This is a genomic window from Streptococcus sp. NSSLK0004, assembly GCF_059039125.1.
This window is the reverse complement of sequence record NZ_CM180142.1, coordinates 840009-860242: the sequence shown is the minus strand read 5'-3', so window position 1 is coordinate 860242 and position 20234 is coordinate 840009. Positions and strand designations below refer to the sequence as shown.

Here is a 20234-nt window from a genome sequence, read left to right as displayed (position 1 = left end):
ATGAAAAAAGTTCCCCTCACTTCCAAACATGTAGGTTCGGGCTAAAATAGTCCACTGGACTATTTTAATACAAACTTCGTTTATTTTATTTCCACACTCAAACAGTCACTACTCTGACTGTTTGACCTCCCACCCCGCATAGCTCAAACTGTCTGGGAGACAGTTTGAGGTTGGAAATGAAGCGAATGTAGTTCGCAACAGCCGTATAGGTCAGATTCGAAGTGTGAAACGCGAACGAATCTGCCAATCAACCACTGCGCTGAGATGTTGACACGAACTATGATAAGTGGCTCTGGGCTTCTTGCCCAGCCGCTAATTGTTACTTTGTAGACTAGCTTGTACGTACGAAAAATGCATGCAACTGTCTAGGTTACATGCATTTTTTGTTTATATTGATACCTTGTCTTTTAGAACAGAGTGATTCCTCATCTTATGCTCCCCAACTATACCAACACCTATCAAGGAAGACAGGAAATAGTCACAGAAGGATCGAAAGCATCTGAGTCGAGATTAGTAACAGAGGATGGAAGGGTGACTGAGCTCAGTTGGTTGTTTGCAAATGCCTGCTCTCCGATACTGATGACTGATGACGGGATAGTGATGGAGGTCAATTTATTATTTAAAAATGCATCTGTTGCAATATACTTGACTGAATTGGGAATAACAATATCTGTTAATAAGTTAGATGAAAACACCTCTCTTTCAATAGTAGTGATTGAATTTGGAATACTGACTGAAGTTAGCTGATTATCACAAAATGCACCTTCTCTGATACTAGTGACTGAATTTGGAATAGTGATTGTGGTCAGCTTATTATGACGGAAGGCATTAATTCCTATATAAGAAAGTGAATTCGGAAGGCTAACTGAAGTTAGTTGATTACTAGAAAATGCTAAATCTTCTATATTAACAACCGTATTTGGAAGATTAATTGAAGTTAGCTGATTGTAAGAAAACGCACCATTTCCAATACTAATGACTGAGTTTGGAATAGAAACTGAAGTTAGTTGATTGTGAGAGAATACACCACCTTCAATACTGGTCATAGAGGACGGAAGGCTAACTGAAGTTAGCTGATTATTAGAAAATGCGTTAATCCCAATACTAACGACCGAATCTGGAATAACAACATTGGTCAACCAATTTCCAAAAAAGGCATATTCACCAATTGTCCGAACTGTTGACGGTATAACTAGGTTTTCTAAAAAAGTATATCCCTCAACCGTAACTAAACCTGGTTCTTGATTAAGGACAAAATATTCATTATCAAAAAACGCCTTGTCAGAAATTTCGACGACAGGTTGACCTCCCAGAGAAGCTGGGATGTGAACGTTCTTTCTCCTGCCGTGGTATTCCTTGATAGCCACTCCACCACTAGTAGACTCCCAAACAAAATCCGATTCTTGGTTTGGTATCGCAATATCATCTACTTCCGTCACAATAATGGTTACAGAGTATTCTTTCTTACTACCGTCTGGATAGGTAGCAATCAAAATTGGCTGCAGGGTTCCTGGTTTAGAAGTGTCAGGAGTTTCTTTCCAGGAATAGAGCATACCGGAAGGGAGTTTATCCTGATTTGCAATGCTGTTTATTGGATCAACGGTTGCTCCTTGACTGACTGTTTGTTGCTGCGTACTAACTTCGACTTGCTCACTTCCTGGTTGTGTGCTGGTGCTAGAATCCGTAGTATCCTGTGTCGTTGTAATACTTCCAGAATCATCTGATGAACTAGATAACTCAAACTCCATTAATTTTTTATCCGTAAAACGACCCTCTAAGTCAATAGCTTTAAAATTTCCGATGCTAATTTCAACTTCATATCCAGCTGTTAACTTTGAAAAAAGTGTAGCTTTCCCTGTTAGCCATTCAACAGTTGGTTTACTAAAATTTTTACTCACAAACTTAGCAGAAACCTCTCCTTCAACTCCTACATAACTTCCAATATCAAAGGTAGCTAAATCAATCTGAGCAATACCAGGCTTAAAATCAAGTGACAATCCTGAAGCTTCTTCTCCACTTAGTGTCAACTCTAAACTGGTCGTAAGAGTATTGGTTACAGTTGAATAGGGTTGCATTTCTTTTAATCCAATCTCACCAGAAATTTTATATTCAGTAGAAACGGCAAGCTCAACTTTCCCCTCTGAGGTAATAACGGCATTCACCTGAGCATTTACTCTCAAAGTATTGTATAAACTAATTGGAATGGTTCCTAAAGGTACAACTGTCTTCGTTTTGTTAATTTTTGGTGTATAGGTGAGTTTTATTTTACTTGATAAACTTGGAGATATATAGATTTTCGTTTTTTGCAACTCAAAAATACTATATTCCAATCCAGCTTTTATTTCACCTGAAAAACTTAACTCCGCTGATAGTTCATCTTTACTTACCTTAATATTGATTATGCCTGTTCGTGCAGCTGCTGTATTTTCTTGTTGTACTGATTCTCCATTATTATTTGATGAGACAACTTGAACTCCAGGTGCCGGAATAAATTCCTCCATGCTCAGTTCCTGCTTTTTCTCAACACCGGCTTGTCTGACTAGCTGATCAAAACTTGTCTCTTTTGTCTGAATCGTTGTTTGACCATTGTTACTTGTTGCTGAGACTACTTCAAAAGCATAGCCATTCGGATATTCTTTTGAAGGGGGCAAGATAATGTCATCTCCTGTTTGAAGTTCACTATTAAGAGGAAGAGTAACTTGATTTTTAGCTTCATTGACCTGATAAGTTGTAACCTCTGTCAGTTCAGCTGTAGATGGTTGAAGCATGACACTTCCATCTGCAGAACTTGATTGACGACCTAGATTCAATTTCCCTATTCGATTCGTTATCTGAATATCATTTTCTGCTTTAGCAGTTATTTCTACCGAAAAATGACTTCCTTTTAGCGTATAGATTTTATTTTTTTCTATGTGGAAATAGAGGTAACCCTCTGAAGAAACGGAAACTGTTTCAACTGTTTTCCCAGCTTGTTCTAAGGTAAGTGTCTCATTTGAAATCAGTTTATCACTTGAATTCATAGCATAACCCGAAACGAGTATCTCTTTATTACCAGGGTCTGCATGTGTAGTTTTATCCTCGGAGGATAAACCATAAAAGGCTATTCCTTCTTGTTTCCAGCCACGCTGTGCCAATATCATATATTCGTTAGCATCTTTTGTATAGAGGTGTTTTTTTTTTTATTCCCGCATGATAGAGTCGATAAATCGGTAAGCTTCCATATGATCGATAAGCGACACCTTCTTGGCGCCAGCCTCTCCCAGCAAGAACCTTATACTCGTTTGTATCTTTGGTATACAAATGGACTTTTAAACCTGGGTGGTACAATCTATAAACATTATCTCCACTATCATCTGATGTACTCCACGCTATACCTTCTTGTTTCCAACCTCTCGTTCCAAGTACTTTATACTCGTTACTATCCGTCGTAAATAAGTGAACCTGTAGTCCAGAGTGATATAACCGATATATGCCTGTATCTGCTTTTACATTGTATCCAAGGAATAATGATAGCAAAACTAGAAACCCTAAAATAGTGAATAATTTAAACTTCTTTCCCATATTCAGCCCCTCCTTTGCTTACTATCATATCAAAAAATACCTCGCAAAGTAAACGTTTTCATTTTGTATAGATACGAAAAACCTTGCCCGAAGACAAGGTTTTAAAGATTATTTAGCTTTACGAAGAGCTCCGTAGAGAACACCTGATACAACCGCACCGATCAATACATAAAGGATGTAAAGCAATGGGTTAGATGTTAATGCGATAACGAAGATACCTCCGTGTGGTGCCATCAATTGTTACCTGACAAACCTACCAAGGCACCTGCAAGTGCAGATCCAGCGATGAAGCTTGGAATTGCACGAGCTGGGTCAGCAGCTCCAAATGGAATGGCACCTTCAGTGATGAATGAAAGACCCATAACGATGTTTGTCAAACCAGAGTTACGCTCTTCTTGAGTGAATTTATTTTTGTAAAGAAGTGTTGCAACGAATACTGCCAATGGTGGAACCATACCACCAGCCATAACTGCTGCCATGGCAACAGAACCACCGTCTGCAACAGTTGCTGCAAGGGTACCAGTACCGAAGACATAAGCTGCTTTGTTGACTGGACCACCCATATCCACAGCCATCATACCGCCGAGGACAAGTCCGAGGAGAACCGCAGAGCTACCTTCAAGACCAGCAAGGAAGTTGTTCATACCAGTGTTGATAGCTGCCATTGGGATGTTAACGAAGAACATCAAGAAACCTGTGATAGCTGTTCCCAAAAGAGGCAAGAGCAAGATAGCATTCAAACCTTGCAATGATTTTGGCATGTTCCGTAATACGTTACGAAGAACAAGAACCACACCACCGGCAAGGAAACCGCCTACAAGGGCACCCAAGAAACCAGACGATACACCAGCGAGGGCAAGAGTTTCTTCACCACCAGCTGCATAAGGAATTTGACCAAATGCCAAACCTTCTTTAGCAATCGCACCAGCTACGAAACCTGCAACCAAACCTGGTTTTTCAGCGATTGAGTAAGCAATATAACCAGCAAGAAGTGGCAACATGAAGCCAAACGCTGCTCCACCAATCTTCATGAACATGGCAGCAATTTCATGGTATGAACCTAAGTTACCAAGGCTATCGCTCGGTACGCCCAAAGCTCCATCAAATAGGAAAGCTAAGGCAATCAAGATACCACCACCGATAACAAACGGCAACATTTGAGAAACACCGCTCATCAAGTGTTTGTAGAAGGCTTTACCAAGACTCAATTTTTCTGCAGATTCCACTGTAGCTGCTCCTTCTGTCGCTGTGTAGGTAGCTGCTTTACCATCCAAGACAATGTTAATCAATTCTTCTGCTTGTTTGATACCTGCTGCTACTGGACGAGATACCAATGGTTTACCATTGAAACGTGGCATTTCAACAGCCTTATCTGCTGCGATGATAACACCTGCTGCATTCTCGATATCTTCAGCGGTTAGTTTGTTTCCAACACCTGAAGCGCCGTTTGTTTCAACCTTGATGTCAACACCCATTTCAGCAGCCTGCTTCTTAAGAGCTTCTTCTGCCATATAAGTGTGAGCAATACCTGTTGTACATGCTGTTACTGCAACGATAAATGGACGATCGCCACTTGGAGTTACAACTACTTCTTCAGCTGCCTTATCTGCTGCTTCAGCGGTATCAAAGACTGCAATCACTTCTTCTGGATTTGTTACGGCACGAAGTCTGTCAGCAAAACCTGGTTTCATCAAGTATTTTGACAATTCAGCAAGTGCAGCCAAGTGTGTATCGTTAGCACCTTCTGGAGCAGCAATCATGAAGAACAAATCAGTTGGTTGACCATCAAGACTCTCGTAATCAACACCTTTGTTAGATTTTGCAAAAAGAACTGTTGCTTCTTTTACAGCTGCATTCTTAGCGTGTGGCATTGCGATACCGTCGCCAAGACCTGTTGTTGTTTGCGCTTCACGGTTGCTTCACGGTTAAGAATACCTGTTTTGAAGACTTCAAAATCAGTTACATAACCTTTATCAACCAAGCTAGCAATCATTTCGTCAATAACTGCTTCTTTGCTTGTTGCTTGCAAATCAAGCAACATGACATCTTTTCTTAAAACGTCTTGAATTTTCATAGTGTTTCTACCTCAACTTTTTCATAAGTTTCCTTAATAAATTCGATACTTGCCAAATCATCTGAAAAGGCTGTTGCCGTACCGCAAGCAACGCCCCATTTAAGAGCTTCGATTGGGTCTTGTGAGCGAACGTATTCGCCAGTAAAACCTGCCACCATGGAATCTCCAGCTCCAACAGAATTTTTCACTGTTCCCTTGATTGGTTTCGCAAAGTAAGTAGCTGTTGGAGTTACCAACAAGGCTCCATCCCCTGCCATAGAAATGATAACATTCTGAGCTCCCATGTCTAAGATTTTCTTAGCGTAGGTCTCGATGTCTGAAATGCCATTCAATTTAACCTTGAAGATTGCTTCAAGTTCATGAGTGTTTGGTTTAACTAAAAGTGGCTGATGAGCTAGTGAATCTAGAAGCGTTTGACCTTCAAAGTCACAGACTACTGCTGCTCCAGCTTTTTTCACCACTGGAATCAATCTATTATAGACCTCATTTCCAAGGCTAGCTGGTGCAGAGCCAGCAAAGACAACTGTATCATCTTTGGTCAAGCCAGCTAAAATCGTTTCTAGTTCCGCCAACTGCAAGTCCGTTACAATCGGCCCTAAACCATTGATTTCTGTTTCCTGGTCCGCTTTGATTTTCACATTGATACGTGTATCTTGATCAACCTGAACGAAATCAGCAGCGATACCTTCAGCAACCAATCCATCTTTGATGAACTGCCCGGTAAAACCACCAAGGAAACCAGTCGCTGTATTTGAATAACCTAAACGCTTCAAAATACGACTGACGTTAATCCCCTTACCGCCAGCATACTTATCATCGCTCTCCATACGATTGACACTACCTGTTTCAACATGATCTAAGCGAACGATGTAGTCAATGGCTGGGTTGAGCGTAACTGTATAAATCATACCTCGATTACCCTCGTTTTCTCCTTTATAATATCCAACAAACTGCTCTCCGAAGATTGACAGATAATGTTGGTCTTTTCGATAGCAGCAACTTTGGCAAAAGAGACCTGACCAATTTTCGAAGCATCTACTAGAACATAGCTTTCTTTGGCATTTTCTATGATGGTTCGTTTAATGGTCGCTTCCTCAATATCTGGGGTTGTCAAGTAATTTTTATCAATACCATTCATTCCCAGAAATGCTTTATCAAAATTGAGCTGACGAATTTGTTCCAAAGCCACCGCACCAATGGAAGCATCCGTTGACTGCTTAACAAAACCACCAATAATAATGGTTTTGATTTTGCGTTCAACCAGCTTCACAGCGTGGTGAATGGAGTCGGTCACGACTGTCAGGTTTTCCTGTTGAAGATAATCAATCAAGATCCCTGTTGTTGTTCCTGCATCTAAGAAAATCACATCGCCGTCCAAAATCAACTGTGTAGCTCTTTCAGCAATCATGCGTTTTTCTTGAACGTTTTTGACAGATTTTTCTAGAATGGACTCTTCCAGTTGCAAATTGACTGGTGCTTCTGCACCACCATGCACACGACGAAGTTTTCCTTCGTTTTCTAATTCATCCAAATCCCTACGAACAGTGGATTCTGATGTTTCTAGAATGTCAACTAATTCTTCCAAGCGGACGAATTGCTGAGCCTGTATGCGTTCCAATATAACTTGTTTGCGTTCTGATTTGAGAATGTCCAACACCTCCTGCAATCGTTTACAAAAATATTATACACGTTTTTCAATCATCGTCAATCATTTTCTATCAAAAACTTTCAAAAATAATAAAAAACTAGTGAAATTTACGCTTCCACTAGTTTTTCAATCATTTCTTTCATCAATTTCACTTCTTCAGGACGACCGATGGACATCCGAATATAGTTAGTCAAACGACCTTGAGGATAGTATTTGAAATTCCAGCCCTTGCTAGTTGCTTCTTGATGCAGTTGTGCCGCCCAAGGTGCTGTAAAGGCTACAAAACTCGCTTGACTTGGCAAAACTTGAACGCCTGGTAAATTGTTCAAAAAGGCCAAGAAGTCTTGTCGCAGTCCTTTGATATCTTCAATACAATCTAGGACTTGACCTGTATGTCCAAGAGCAACTGTGCCCATTCGAGAGGCTAGGTTAGACAGGCTGTAGGGAGGAATGACTTTGTTGATTTCATATACCAATCGTTCATTGGCAACCGCAAATCCCAAGCGGACACCGGCCAAACCGAAGGCCTTGGACAAGGTGCGTAGCACGATTAAGTTATCGTAATCATTAATTTTTTCTACAAAACTTGGACAATCTGCAAATTCGATATAAGCTTCATCTATCACGACCAAACCCGAAAAGTTTGCTATAATTTTTTCCAATTCTTGTGGGTCATGAGCAATAGACGATGGATTATTAGGGTTGGATAACATGATAACTTTGGCTCCAACTGCTTGAGCATGTGCTAGAACTTTATCAGCAGACAAGCTGAGACTACCATTTACCCAATCCAAGTCTACACTTTCAAACTGACTACCGTGCATGGTGTTATAAACCTGATACATGAAAAAATCTGGGTTGACAGTCAAAAAGATATCTTCATTCGTTAGAAAGGCTGTAATAATCATGTGAATGAGAAAGTCCGAACCCACACCAACAGTTAGCTGCTCCGGTCTAACATGTACATAAGCTGCATAAGCTTCCAATAAGTCTGCATAGCGATTATCACCATAGAAGGTCAATTCTTTGGTTTCCAAATTCTGCAAGGTTTCCGCTGCCAAGAAAGACCAATCAATTAGACGATTTTCATTGTCACCTAAATTATAGGTTGTTCTCCCTGCGACTTTATAGGGTTCTGCTGTTTCAAAGTCTTTTCTAAACTCTACCATATGTAACTCCTCCTATCAAGAAAAGACAGTTATTCTGCTGCCTTTTCTGCTTTTATTTTCTCAAATAAAGTGGCTTCTTCTGCCGTAAATTCATAACGCTCTAACAAATCTGGTCGACGCTCAAGTGTCTTGCGTAAACTCTGTTCTAATCGCCACTTTCGGATATTTTCATGGTGTCCACTCATGAGAACATCTGGAACCACCATGCCACGATACTCATAAGGCCGAGTATATTGAGGATACTCTAACAAACCAGATGAAAAACTATCATCTGTATGGCTTGCTTCCTTACCAATAACCTCTGGAATCAAGCGGACGGTGGCATCAATCATGGTCATGGCTGCTAGCTCTCCACCTGTCAAAACATAATCTCCGAGAGAGATTTCATCTGTTACCAGGGTCTTAATCCGCTCATCATAACCTTCATAATGACCACAGATAAAAATTAGCTGTTCTTCTTTAGCCAATTCTTCAGCGTAAGCTTGGTTAAACGTCCGTCCAGCAGGATCGAGCAAAATCACACGAGGATTGGTCTGCTCAATCTGGTCCATTGTATCAAAAATCGGTTGAGCTCGTAACAACATCCCTTGACCACCACCGTAAGGCTCATCATCAACATGACGAGCTTTTTCAGCTTGTTCGCGGAAGTTATGGTAGTTGACTTCCAAAAGCCCTTTTTCTCGTGCCTTACCAACAATCGAATGTTCTAATGGAGCAAACATTTCTGGGAACAAGGTTAAAATATCAATCTTCATCATCCAGTCCCTCTAGCAACTCAACATCTACCCGATTGTTTTCAATATCAACATTGAGAACAACAGGTGGAATATACGGTAAAAGTAAGTCTTTCTTCCCTTTGCGCTTCACAACCCAGACATCGTTAGCACCAGGTTGCAAGATTTCCTTAACCTGCCCAATCAAGCTATCATTCTCATAAACATCTAGCCCGATAATCTCATGGTAATAAAACTCACCCTCATCCAAGTCAGATAGGTTTTCTTCTGCGATTTTCAAACTAAAACCCTTGTACTTTTCAATGTCATTGATATGGTACATTCCCTTGAACTTGATAATATCAAAGTTCTTGGCCTTGCGGTGATTAGCAATTTCAACTTCCATGACAAACTGGTCTTTATCATCAAAAAGAGCCAGCTTTGCTCCTTTTTTGAAGCGTTCTTCTGTAAAATCCGTCACAGACAAAACACGCATTTCTCCTTGTAGCCCTTGGGTATTGACAATCTTTCCTACGTTAAAATAATCCATACTATCTTCCTTTGAATTTCTATCTTATCATTCTACCACGATAAAGGCTATTTCTCAAGTTGAAAAAAGCCATCCACAGATGACTTTTCATTTATTTACTCCCACTAAACTGGCTTTGGTAGAGGTTATAATAGAATCCTTTATCAGCCAGAAGGCTTTCGTGATTGCCTTGTTCAATAATCTGACCATCTTTCAAGACCAAAATCTTATCGGCTTCTTGAATGGTCGATAAGCGGTGGGCAATGACAAAGCTGGTGCGACCTTGCATAAGACGCTTCATAGCCTTTTGAATCAAGAGTTCCAAACGGGTATCAACTGAAGAGGTCGCCTCATCTAGAATCAAGATAGCTGGATCTGCTAAAAGCGCACGGGCAATGGTCAAAAGCTGCTTCTGACCTTGGGAGATGTTGCTAGATTCCTGGTTCATCTCCATATTGTAGCCACCTGGAAGAGTACGGATAAAGTGGTCAACGTTGGCTGCTTTTGCTGCTTCGACAATCTCTTCATCTGTCGCATCCAGACGACCAAATCGCAGGTTTTCCTTAATCGTTCCTTCGTAGAGCCAAGCATCCTGCAAGACCATACCAAACTGGCGACGGTAGGACTGACGAGACAAGTCCCGAATATCCTTACCATCCACTTTAATAGAACCTGCATTTACATCGTAAAAGCGCATGAGGAGGTTAATCAGGGTCGTCTTACCAGCACCTGTTGGTCCAACAATTGCTACCATTTCACCTGGTTTGACTTCTAGATTGAAGTTGCGGATGAGGGGTTTGTCAGGTGAGTAGCCAAACTCTACATTTTCAAAGCTAACTTGTCCAGTCAACGATTGTTCTAATTCTTGCATATTACCGGTAGATTCATCTAATTCATCTAAGACAGAGAAGATGCGTTCCAAGGAGGATTTGGCAGACTGCAACTGGGGAGCAAGCTGGGTTAATGTTTGGACTGGTTGGGTAATCTGCCAGACGTATTGAACAAATGCCTGCATATTACCAATGGTGAGTTGTCCTGATAAAACCTTGAGACCCGATAGAAGGGCAACAACTACATATGTCAAGTTAGAAAATCCTTGTACAACTGGCATAAGCAAACCAGATACAAAACTTGCTTTAAATCCTACTTTTTGTAAGTCTGCTGTTATCTGGCGAAATTCCTGTGTGGATTGTTCCTCACGCCCATAAAGTTTTAAAACATTAAACCCTGTCAAGTTTTCCTGCACAAAACCGTTGAGGCGACCAAGTGCATCTGCCTGTTGCTTAAAGTAAGGCTGAGACTTACCGATGATGAATTTGGATGAAAAATAAGTCACGGGTACTAAAAGCAAGACCACTACTGCAAGGGAAGCATTGAGATAGAAAACCATCGCTAAGGCTAAGCTTAATGTCAATGCAGCATTAACAATCTGTAAAAAACTCTGTTGCAAAGCATTGGAAACCGTCTCCACATCGCTGGTAAATCTACCCAACAAATCACCATATTGATGCTTATCAAAATAAGCAACGGGAATTCGATTGATCTTTTCAGATAGATCATTACGAAGTTGCTGAATAGCCGATTGAACACCCTTAGTCATGAAATAATTGGAGAAATAAGCACCAAGTTCATAAAATAAGGCGCGGAGAGCATAAACAGCTAACATAGTTGCAATGTAGTTGATGTTGATTGCTGCACCTTCTACTCCTTTAGCCATATCCAATAGGTTAGCAGTCAACTCCGTGATAATTAGTCCTAAGATAAAAGGTTCTAGGGCATTCATCACGGCACTCACAACCTTCATCAAAACAGCTAAATAAATGGAAACCTGATAGTTTTTTAAATAGAGCCAAATACGGCCAAATACATTCTGTTCTTTCATGATTTCCTCCTATTCTTCTGTTCCTGTTAGTGACTGGCGATTGAGTTGCGAATTGGCAATCTCACGATAGATGTCATTGCTTTCCATGAGCTCATTATGAGTACCACGACCAACAATCTCTCCCTCATTGAGAACAATGATCTGGTCCGCATCCATAATGGTCCCGACACGCTGTGCCACAATCAACACAGTCGCATTCTCCGTCACTTCTTTCAAACGGCTACGCAAAATCGCATCCGTTTTATAGTCTAAAGCTGAGAAAGAATCATCAAAAATATAAATATCTGGTTGCTTAACGATAGCGCGTGCAATAGATAAACGTTGTTTTTGTCCACCAGATAGATTGCTTCCTCCCTCTGCCAAGTGGGTCTCAAACTGCTCTTCCTTACTCTCGATAAAGTCTTTAGCCTGCGCCACATCCGCCGCCTCATGCAATTCTACCAAACTCGCATCTATCTTTCCGTACTTAAGGTTTTCAGCGATTGTTCCGGTAAATAGCAGAGCTTTCTGCGGTATAAAGCCTATCTTACTACGAAGAGCCTTGAGATTGTAGCGTCTGACATCTACACCATCCACCAAGATACGTCCCAAGGTCACATCATAAAATCGTGGAATCAAGTTGACCAAGGATGACTTACCAGAGCCTGTTGAACCGATAAAGGCAATCGTCTCTCCCGGTTTTGCCTTAAAAGAAATGTTGTGCAGAACAGGTGACTCGGTTTCACCAGGGTAGGCAAAGGTCACATTGTCAAACTCCAAGTAACCACGCGTTTCTGTTTCGGTAATCCCATCCTCATTTTTTGAAATAGAAATGGGCATATCCAAAACTTCCTGAATCCGCTGACTCGAAACTGCCATACGCGGATACATGGTAAAGAGATTAGCAAATAGCAAGAACGAAAATAGAGCATGGAAACTATACTCAATAAAAGCAACCAAGTCCCCAATCTGCAAACTTCCATTTGCCAAAGGTGGAAGGGCAAACCATACAATCGCCACAATCATGGCAATGATAATCTGTACGAAAAGCGGCTCTGTCAGACCCGTCAGGTTAAACAAGCGCTTAGACGTCTGAGTATAATCCTGATTGACCTCCTCAAACCGCTCCTCCTGAAAATCCTCGCGAGCAAAGGCACGAATGACCCGCAAGCCCATGAGATTTTCACGCACATACTGGTTAATGGTATCCAACCGCTTTTGCTGCTGTTCAGACAAAGGACGAGTCTTTACAGCCACATAGACGATGACCCAAATCAAGAAAGGCATGGCTACTGCTACCGTCCAAGCAAGACCTGGACTAGTCAACAAGGTCATCACAACAGAAGCAATCATCATCAAGGGAGTAATAATCCCTAACTTCAAGACCTGTTCTGAGAACTGCATGAGAACAAAAGCATCGTTGGTCATGCGTGTCACCAAGGACGAGACCCCGATTTGTTCATATTCATGGTGCGAATAATCTTGTATCTTCTCGTATAGGTCATTACGAATGTCTTTTACAATGTTAGTCGTCAGTTGTCCTGCCGCATAGGCCAACACAATCCGACCAAAAATTCCCAAGACTACAATCAAGAGCATCATTAAAGCCCAAAAATAGAGTTGTCCTTGATCTTGTTTTGTAATTCCTTGGTCAATCATTCGCGCCAAAAAGGTTGGCAAGCCCAAATTGACAATGACAAATAAAAAGGCTCCTAACATATCCAAAAACAACCACCTAGGATACTTCTTCAAATAAGACCAAATTAATTTCATACCTCTCCCCTTTCATGTTCTGTAATAGTCTTTCAGTTTGCTTTTAATACTAGGCAACGAGCTGCAGGCAGTACTGGAGTACGGCAAAGCGAGTTAACGCAGTAATAAAAGATAAACTGAATGACGATAAAAAGCCACCAGAGTGGTGACTTATCATTCTTTCTCATCTATCACAAGACGGACTTTTTTATCACTTGTTGGAACAGAATATACGATTGTTCTGATTGCCGAAATTGTGCGACCTTTCTTACCAATCACACGGCCAATATCAGACTGATCCAAGTCCAAATGATATTCCAAAAATTCAGGTGTGTCAACGATTTTTATCGTCAAGCTATCAGGCTGTGAAATCAAGGGTTTCACAATCGCAATAATCAGATTTTCAATCATGTCCATAAGTGTTCTCGCTTAACTGTCTTATTTAGAGAATTTTGATTCGTGGAATTTCTTCATCACGCCAGCTTTTGAAAGAAGGCTACGAACTGTATCAGAAGGTTGTGCACCTTTTTCCAACCAGTCAAGTACGCGCTCTTCTTTAAGAGTTACTTGGTTTTCAGTTACAAGTGGGTTGTAAGTACCAACTGTTTCGATGAAACGACCATCACGTGGTGCACGTGAATCAGCTACGTTAATACGGTAGAAAGGTTTTTTCTTAGAACCCATACGAGTCAAACGGATTTTTACTGCCATTTTTAATTTCTCTTTTCTTTATGTTTTTTCATTTTGGTGAAATAGCAGAGCTATTTAGCACAGTATTCATTATACCACACTATTTCCCCCTGTCAAGAAAAAAACTTGACAGAAGAAAAATTATCCTTTTCTGCAAAGTTTCCTCAATACTAAAAACAATTTCCCTACAAGATAAAAGATTAGAAGAAAGAGCCCAAGATAAAAACAGTAAAGAAGAAACAGCGGGTGAAAGGTAAGTGGCTGTGCGACAAACATCAATACCAGCACCAGACACCACCGCATTTCCCAAGTCATTTTTCTTTTAATCAGCCATTCTATAAAATCTTCGCTGGGATGACTTCTAGTTTCTAGGTAGTCAGTTTTAATCGCTAAAAAATACTTTTTCATCCTTGTCCTCCTCCGACTGCTAGAACTGTCAGTGCGTTGCCCCTCCGACAGTCTTGACATCTTCCTTGTCCGCATATTCTACAATAGCAGCAATCGCTACTGTTACTCCTTTCACCATATCCGCTAGGGACATGGATGCAACTCCCGACTTATTGACTACCTGCTCCGGTAGGAAAGGAATGTGCAGAAAGCCTGCTTTGGTTCTTGGAAATTCTTTCTCAGCCAAGTAGAGAGCTTGGTACATCAAATGGTTGCAGACAAAGGTACCTGCCGTATTGGATACAGAGGCCGGCAAACCTACTTGTCTGATAGCCTCCACCATAGCTTTAATCGGTAAAGTAGAGAAGTAAGCAGTTTTCCCATCTTCACGAATAGGGACATCGATCGGCTGTTGTCCTTCGTTATCCGCAATTCGTGCATCATCTTGGTTAATAGCTACGCGCTCAGGAGTTAGCTCTGCTCTTCCCCCTGCTTGACCAATGCAGAGCACCATATCTGGCTGACACTCCCGCATTTTATCTTCCAAGACTGCTGCCGACTTATGAAAAACAGTCGGTACTTGCAGCTTGATAATCTCTGCTCCTGCAATCCTATCTGGCAGTTGCTTGACAACTTCCAAAGCAGGATTGATAACCTCTTTATCAAATGGATCAAACCCTGTTACTACTATCTTCATTGTTTCCCTCCATAATAATCTCGCCATAATGAAATTTTTGATTAGGTCTAGTATGCCGAACAAATCCCAACTCTTCAAATACTCTATCACGAAAATGAGCCTTGAGAAGAATCTTCTCCCTAGCTACTCGCTTGGCTTCTATCACTAGCTCTTTCGTCACTTGTTCTAGATTAGCTAAGTCCTCTAGTCCTGCTAAATTTTTCGACTCCTTAATATCTTCTGAAAACATAGGGTCAAAGTAGATGACATCAACTGACTTACTGGGCTGAGCCCGCAGATAGGATAAACTATCAACACAAACCGTCTGTATGGACCGCATGGCTTGGTTTAATCTCATATTTCCTGTATCTGTAGTTTGCAGACCTTGACTGACGATAAAGTGTGTCCAGAATGATGACTCTAAGGCGGTGACCCTATGTCCTCCACTCGCTAAGACCAAACTATCTGATGCCAGTCCCATAGTGCAGTCTAAAATTGTTTTCGGAGTTGAACCGACCAATTCCAAAAGCGGATCCCGACCAGATTTGATACGGAGCATAGCGGTATCAGGGTGGAAAAAAAGACTTTTTCCATTTTGTTGTTCCAAAATGAGCTGGTCTTGATAGACAATCAATACCGCGTCAGCCTTTGTTAAAATCAACTGGACAGACCGTTTCTTACGTTCTTGATACTCTATCTGCAACTGCTCTGCGATTTCCCTCGCCCGTGCTACTAGAGCTTCATTCATTCCTAAACTTGTCGTTACAACTAATTTCATAGCTAGATTATAGCATAATTTCTTTACTGCGTCCTTGTATTCACCAACTAATAACTATTTTGTGCTATACTAGATTTGACAAGCGAAAGGAGGAATCTATGATAAAATTACTCGCTCTCGATATGGATGGTACTCTACTAAATAATCGTAAAGAACTAATGAAACCACAGATTGATGCTATTCATCAGGCTGTTGAAGCTGGTGTCAAAATTGTTCTTTGCACTGGCCGTCCTTTGGCGGGTGTCAAATCTTTCATAAAACAACTCGGGTTTGATGCTGAAGAAGAATTCGTCATTGTCAATAATGGTTGCTCGACCCACTCGACAAAAGATTGGAGCCTGATTGACTGGGCAGAGTTGGCTCCGAGCGACATTACACATCTGAACCAATTGGCTGACGGAAAGGAATTACAGATTTCACTCTTTGATGTGGAAGATTACTTCGTTCTGGCAGAGAAGGCTAACGAACAAGTCACCCTAGATGCAAGTCTAGTTGGTATGATACCACAGCCTATCAGTTTAACAGAAGCAGTATCCGGTCAGCACCGCTTCTTTGAAGCCATGTTTGTGGGCAAACCAGAGGTGGTAGAACGTTTTGAGCAGACACACCGAGCTCATTTAGAGGAAAGCTATTCTACTGTTCGCTCTCTTCCCTATTTGCTGGAAATTTTACCTAACGGTGCAAGTAAAGCATCCGGTTTGAAACAACTAGCAGACCGCCTCGGTATTCTCCCTGAGGAAATTATGGCTATCGGTGATGCTAACAACGACCTCGAAATGCTGGAATTTGCTGGACTTGGGATTGCCATGGGCAACGCCAACGAGCAGGTCAAAGCTATTGCTCAAGACATCACGGATACCAATGAAAATAACGGTGTTGCCAAGGCAATCGCAAAATATATTTTAAAATAACAGCTCCAACTCAAGAAAGGAAACCTATGAAATACCCTACACTTTTAGACCGCTTTTTAGTTTATGTCAAAGAAAATACCCGCTCAGACGAGAAGTCAACGACTACTCCTTCTACTCAGAACCAAGTTGAATTTGCTCAGAACATCCTCTTGCCAGAGATGAAACGCATTGGCTTGCAGGATGTTCACTACTTGCCAAATGGTTTTGCGGTTGGAACACTCCCTGCCAACGACCCAAGCTTGACACGCAAGATTGGCTTCATCGCTCATATGGATACGGCTGACTTCAATGCTGAAGGGGTCAATCCACAACTCATTGAAAACTATGACGGTAATCCCATTGCCTTGGGAACTTCTGGCTATGAATTGCATCCAAAAGATTTCCCTCAACTTGCCAACTACCATGGACAAACCTTGATTACCACAGATGGCACAACTCTGCTAGGCTCTGATGACAAGTCCGGAATTGCGGAAATCATGACCGCTATTGAGTATTTGGTACAAAACCCAGATATCAAACACTGCGAAATCCGTGTCGGATTTGGTCCAGATGAAGAAATCGGTGTGGGGGCTGACAAGTTTGACGTGGAAGATTTTGATGTCGATTTTGCCTATACCATGGATGGTGGACCGCTTGGTGAACTCCAATACGAAACATTCTCTGCAGCAGGGGCTAAGATTGACTTTCTTGGACGCAATGTTCACCCAGGCTCTGCTAAAGACCAGATGATCAATGCCTTCCAACTGGCTATCGACTTCCACAATGCACTTCCTGAAGCAGACCGCCCTGAAAAAACAGAAGGTTATGAAGGTTTCTTCCACTTGATGAATATGGAAGGAAGCGTAGATACTGCTTCCACCACCTACATCATCCGTGATTTTGAAGAAGAGGATTTCCAAGCCCGCAAACAGCTCATGTTGGACATTGCAGAAAAGATGAACGCAAACTTTGATACACCACGAGTTATCGTCAACCTGCACGATCAATACTACAACATGAAGAAAATCATCGAAAAAGATATGACACCTATCAACATTGCTAAAGATGTCATGGAAAATCTAGGTATCAAGCCTCTTATTGAGCCTGTTCGCGGAGGAACAGACGGCTCCAAGATTTCCTTCATGGGTATTCCAACACCAAACATCTTCGCTGGTGGTGAAAATATGCACGGCCGCTTCGAGTTTGTCAGCCTACAAACCATGGAAAAAGCCGTTGATGTCATTCTTGGAATTGTTTCTTATCAGTAATTGTTAAAAGCCCTCCTTGACGGAAGGCTTTTTTTACTTATTTGAATAACAAAATAGAAATCAACGCCAAAATCGCTGGACCTCCTTGGGTCAAGATAATTTTGGGACTTGATGTTGCTGCACCATAAGAAGCTGCACCAATAACAAATAAAACAAAAATAGTTGTGATTTCTAGGCTACCAGTGAAAATTCCATACAAGAGGAAGATGGCCAACAAGCCATTGTAAATCCCTTGGTTTTTGAAAAGGGTAGTGACAGACTTTCTTTGTAACTCATCTTTTGTCATATTGAAAACACGACTTGTCGAATCTGAATGTGTCGCAAAGGTTTCAAGATACATGATATAAAGATGCTCAAGGGCAACAAGACTGGCTAAAATAGTTGTAAAAATTGACATATTATGCTCCTTTTTTAAAAAAATGTTTCAACAGATAAGTTTTGAAGTCCTGATACCAGTTTCATCAAAAGGTTCGTCAAGTCTTCTTCTTCATGGTTAGACAGGATATTTTCCATCTCCGACTTTATCATCTGATGATGAGCTGGCGGACTCAGTTGTAAATCATTCAAGGCCCGCTGAGTAGGTTCCACTAGCATTTCTCTTTGATTCACAGGATTTCTTTCTCTGCTAATGTAGCCATTGCCTTCTAAAATTTTTAAATGTCGGGTAATGGCTGCACGATCAATCTTAAGTTTCTCCTGTAAAACCTGTTGAGAACAGGGATAATCTTCTAGTAAAAACTGTAAGAGCTGATAGCGAGTGAGACTGATTCCCAGTTGCTTTTCGAACAAACTAGTAATCGTTTCATCAGCCAGCTTTATCTGATAAAGTAACTGAGTTATATTTTCCATACTTTCCTCTAATCTGTTGATTAATCAATTGTTGACTAGTCAATTATACTAAAAAACGAATGATTGTCAAGAATTTTATTTGGTTTTCAGAGAATAGTTTAGAACATAAAAACTTTTTGGTATAATATGACTACATTGTGTAAAGGAGGCAGTCATGGAAGAGTCAAAAGAACTAAACTTAGCAATTGATGTGTTAATGTTAGCCGGAGCCATTTTATTACAAAGCGGAGCTGAAATTCATCGAGTTGAAGATACCATGATTCGTATTGCTCATTCACAGGGGATTGAAAATGCAAATGTTTTGGCCATTCCAGCAGCTGTCTTCTTTTCGATTGACCATACAAACATCTCTCGAATGAAACGTATCGTAAGTCCAAACCATGATATGCAAAAAGTTTGTCAGGTTAACCAAATATCACGCTCTCTAGTTGTCGGCCAAATTGAATTAGAGCAAGCGCTAGATGAACTAAAATATATTCGAAAACAACCTCTCCCCTACACTAAATACCAAGTAATAGCTGCAGCTGTAGTGGCGGCTCCATTCTTTACCATAATGTTTGGAGGCAGCGCTGCTGATGCTTTGGTAACCGCACTAGCAACCATTTTTGCTTTTCCTTTCTCGCTTTGGATAGAAAAGTTAATTGGAATAGAGCTTGTCTCTGCATTTGCTGGAGCTCTGGTTTTTTCACTCATCTCCTATACAGTAAATAAGTACTTTCCATCTCAAATCAATCCTAATATGGTTAATGCAGGAGCTGTCATGCCCTTTGTACCCGGAATTGCCTTTACCAATGCCGTCCGTGATTTAATGACAAATCACATCAATACAGGTATGACTAAAATTTTCCAGACCTTACTAAGTATTTTATCACTAGGAGCTGGAACAGCAGTCGCACTGCTTATTGTGGGGTAATCTATGGATTTACAACTATTTTTATTACAATCGCTAGCTAGTTTTATCGCTATTATTGCTTTCTTAATCGTATTAAATGTCCAGAAACAATTACTGCTTCCAGCTGGATTGCTAGGTATGGTGGTCTGGTTACTTTATCTGCTCCTTCTTGAGCCAACCAATACAATCATTGCAACCTTTATTGCTGCTATTATAGGTTCCTGTATCAGTCAGATTATGAGTATTGTTCTCAAAACACCGTCTGTTATTTTCTCTTTAGCTATCTTAGCGCCACTTGTGCCAGGATATCGAGCTTACATGACGACTACTTACTTTGTATCTGGTGAACACGCTACTGCCTTGGTCAACGTGACAACCGTCATCACCTTAGCTTTGGTCATTCCAATCGGCATGGCTAGTGGTACTATCCTTCTTAGACTGTATAATTACATAAAAATCCGTCATAAAACTAGAATCTAACCTCCTTGAAAAATAGA

At 41.0% G+C, this 20234-nt stretch carries 20 protein-coding genes and 1 pseudogene; 4 read left to right on the top strand and 17 right to left on the bottom strand.

Annotated elements, in window-relative coordinates; genetic code table 11:
- Positions 1–458 precede the first annotated feature (458 nt).
- The 15 genes and pseudogenes from AC4CS8_RS04435 to AC4CS8_RS04365 form a co-directional block, all read right to left on the bottom strand.
- Positions 459–3140, bottom strand: coding sequence for a leucine-rich repeat protein (locus tag AC4CS8_RS04435; protein WP_493893730.1), 2682 nt, complete (start codon positions 3138–3140; stop codon positions 459–461).
- 7 nt (positions 3141–3147) lie between these two features.
- A complete protein-coding gene (locus AC4CS8_RS04430) occupies positions 3148–3561 on the bottom strand; it encodes a hypothetical protein (protein ID WP_493893729.1) in 414 nt (137 codons plus the stop codon).
- Between the two features lie 108 nt (positions 3562–3669).
- Positions 3670–5635, bottom strand: a pseudogene (locus AC4CS8_RS04425) (PTS fructose transporter subunit IIABC).
- Complete coding sequence (gene pfkB / locus AC4CS8_RS04420; RefSeq protein WP_493893728.1) at positions 5632–6543, bottom strand: 1-phosphofructokinase; 912 nt, start codon at positions 6541–6543, stop codon at positions 5632–5634. Before pfkB ends, AC4CS8_RS04425 begins: the two are co-directional and overlap by 4 nt.
- Positions 6540–7289 (bottom strand): DeoR/GlpR family DNA-binding transcription regulator, encoded by a 750-nt coding sequence (locus AC4CS8_RS04415; RefSeq protein WP_493893727.1) that lies wholly within the window; start codon positions 7287–7289, stop codon positions 6540–6542. The genes pfkB and AC4CS8_RS04415 overlap by 4 nt, the downstream gene beginning before the upstream one ends.
- Before the next feature lie 101 nt (positions 7290–7390).
- Entirely contained in the window at positions 7391–8452 is a 1062-nt protein-coding gene (locus tag AC4CS8_RS04410) for a pyridoxal phosphate-dependent aminotransferase (RefSeq protein WP_493893726.1), read from the bottom strand.
- Positions 8453–8481: 29 nt separating this feature from the next.
- Complete coding sequence (gene trmD / locus AC4CS8_RS04405) at positions 8482–9207, bottom strand: tRNA (guanosine(37)-N1)-methyltransferase TrmD (RefSeq protein ID WP_493893869.1); 726 nt, start codon at positions 9205–9207, stop codon at positions 8482–8484.
- Positions 9197–9715 carry a ribosome maturation factor RimM gene (gene rimM, locus AC4CS8_RS04400; protein WP_493893725.1) on the bottom strand — a complete coding sequence of 173 codons (519 nt, stop codon included), beginning with the start codon at positions 9713–9715 and terminating at the stop codon, positions 9197–9199. Before rimM ends, trmD begins: the two co-directional genes overlap by 11 nt.
- A 91-nt stretch (positions 9716–9806) precedes the next feature.
- Complete coding sequence (locus AC4CS8_RS04395) at positions 9807–11576, bottom strand: ABC transporter ATP-binding protein (protein WP_493893724.1); 1770 nt, start codon at positions 11574–11576, stop codon at positions 9807–9809.
- Between the two features lie 9 nt (positions 11577–11585).
- The gene (locus tag AC4CS8_RS04390; protein ID WP_493893723.1) at positions 11586–13328 is read right to left on the bottom strand and encodes an ABC transporter ATP-binding protein; all 1743 of its coding nucleotides are present in this window, start codon (positions 13326–13328) and stop codon (positions 11586–11588) included.
- Positions 13329–13481: 153 nt separating this feature from the next.
- Entirely contained in the window at positions 13482–13724 is a 243-nt protein-coding gene (locus AC4CS8_RS04385) for a KH domain-containing protein (RefSeq protein WP_222289627.1), read from the bottom strand.
- A 21-nt stretch (positions 13725–13745) separates the two neighbouring features.
- Positions 13746–14018 (bottom strand): 30S ribosomal protein S16, encoded by a 273-nt coding sequence (gene rpsP, locus AC4CS8_RS04380; RefSeq protein ID WP_493893722.1) that lies wholly within the window; start codon positions 14016–14018, stop codon positions 13746–13748.
- Positions 14019–14138: 120 nt separating this feature from the next.
- Entirely contained in the window at positions 14139–14405 is a 267-nt protein-coding gene (locus tag AC4CS8_RS04375; protein WP_493893721.1) for a hypothetical protein, read from the bottom strand.
- Positions 14406–14433: 28 nt separating this feature from the next.
- Positions 14434–15081 carry a pyroglutamyl-peptidase I gene (pcp, locus tag AC4CS8_RS04370; RefSeq protein WP_493893720.1) on the bottom strand — a complete coding sequence of 216 codons (648 nt, stop codon included), beginning with the start codon at positions 15079–15081 and terminating at the stop codon, positions 14434–14436.
- Complete coding sequence (locus AC4CS8_RS04365; RefSeq protein WP_493893719.1) at positions 15056–15838, bottom strand: class I SAM-dependent methyltransferase; 783 nt, start codon at positions 15836–15838, stop codon at positions 15056–15058. Before AC4CS8_RS04365 ends, pcp begins: the two co-directional genes overlap by 26 nt.
- A gap of 98 nt (positions 15839–15936) precedes the next feature.
- Here AC4CS8_RS04365 and AC4CS8_RS04360 point away from each other — a divergent pair, with 98 nt between their 5' ends.
- Together AC4CS8_RS04360 and pepT are read left to right on the top strand one after the other, a co-directional pair.
- Positions 15937–16749, top strand: coding sequence for a Cof-type HAD-IIB family hydrolase (locus AC4CS8_RS04360; RefSeq protein ID WP_493893718.1), 813 nt, complete (start codon positions 15937–15939; stop codon positions 16747–16749).
- 26 nt (positions 16750–16775) lie between these two features.
- The gene (gene pepT / locus AC4CS8_RS04355; protein WP_493893717.1) at positions 16776–17996 is read left to right on the top strand and encodes a peptidase T; all 1221 of its coding nucleotides are present in this window, start codon (positions 16776–16778) and stop codon (positions 17994–17996) included.
- A gap of 37 nt (positions 17997–18033) precedes the next feature.
- On the opposite strand, the gene AC4CS8_RS04350 is transcribed toward pepT, so the two are convergent.
- Together AC4CS8_RS04350 and AC4CS8_RS04345 are read right to left on the bottom strand one after the other, a co-directional pair.
- Complete coding sequence (locus tag AC4CS8_RS04350; protein ID WP_493893716.1) at positions 18034–18393, bottom strand: DUF1304 domain-containing protein; 360 nt, start codon at positions 18391–18393, stop codon at positions 18034–18036.
- 14 nt (positions 18394–18407) lie between these two features.
- Entirely contained in the window at positions 18408–18845 is a 438-nt protein-coding gene (locus AC4CS8_RS04345) for a MarR family winged helix-turn-helix transcriptional regulator (protein WP_493893715.1), read from the bottom strand.
- 154 nt (positions 18846–18999) lie between these two features.
- Between AC4CS8_RS04345 and AC4CS8_RS04340 the strand changes: the two genes are divergently transcribed.
- Both AC4CS8_RS04340 and AC4CS8_RS04335 read left to right on the top strand, forming a co-directional pair.
- A complete protein-coding gene (locus AC4CS8_RS04340; RefSeq protein ID WP_493893714.1) occupies positions 19000–19758 on the top strand; it encodes a threonine/serine exporter family protein in 759 nt (252 codons plus the stop codon).
- A gap of 3 nt (positions 19759–19761) precedes the next feature.
- Complete coding sequence (locus tag AC4CS8_RS04335) at positions 19762–20217, top strand: threonine/serine exporter family protein (protein ID WP_493893713.1); 456 nt, start codon at positions 19762–19764, stop codon at positions 20215–20217.
- Positions 20218–20234 lie beyond the last annotated feature (17 nt).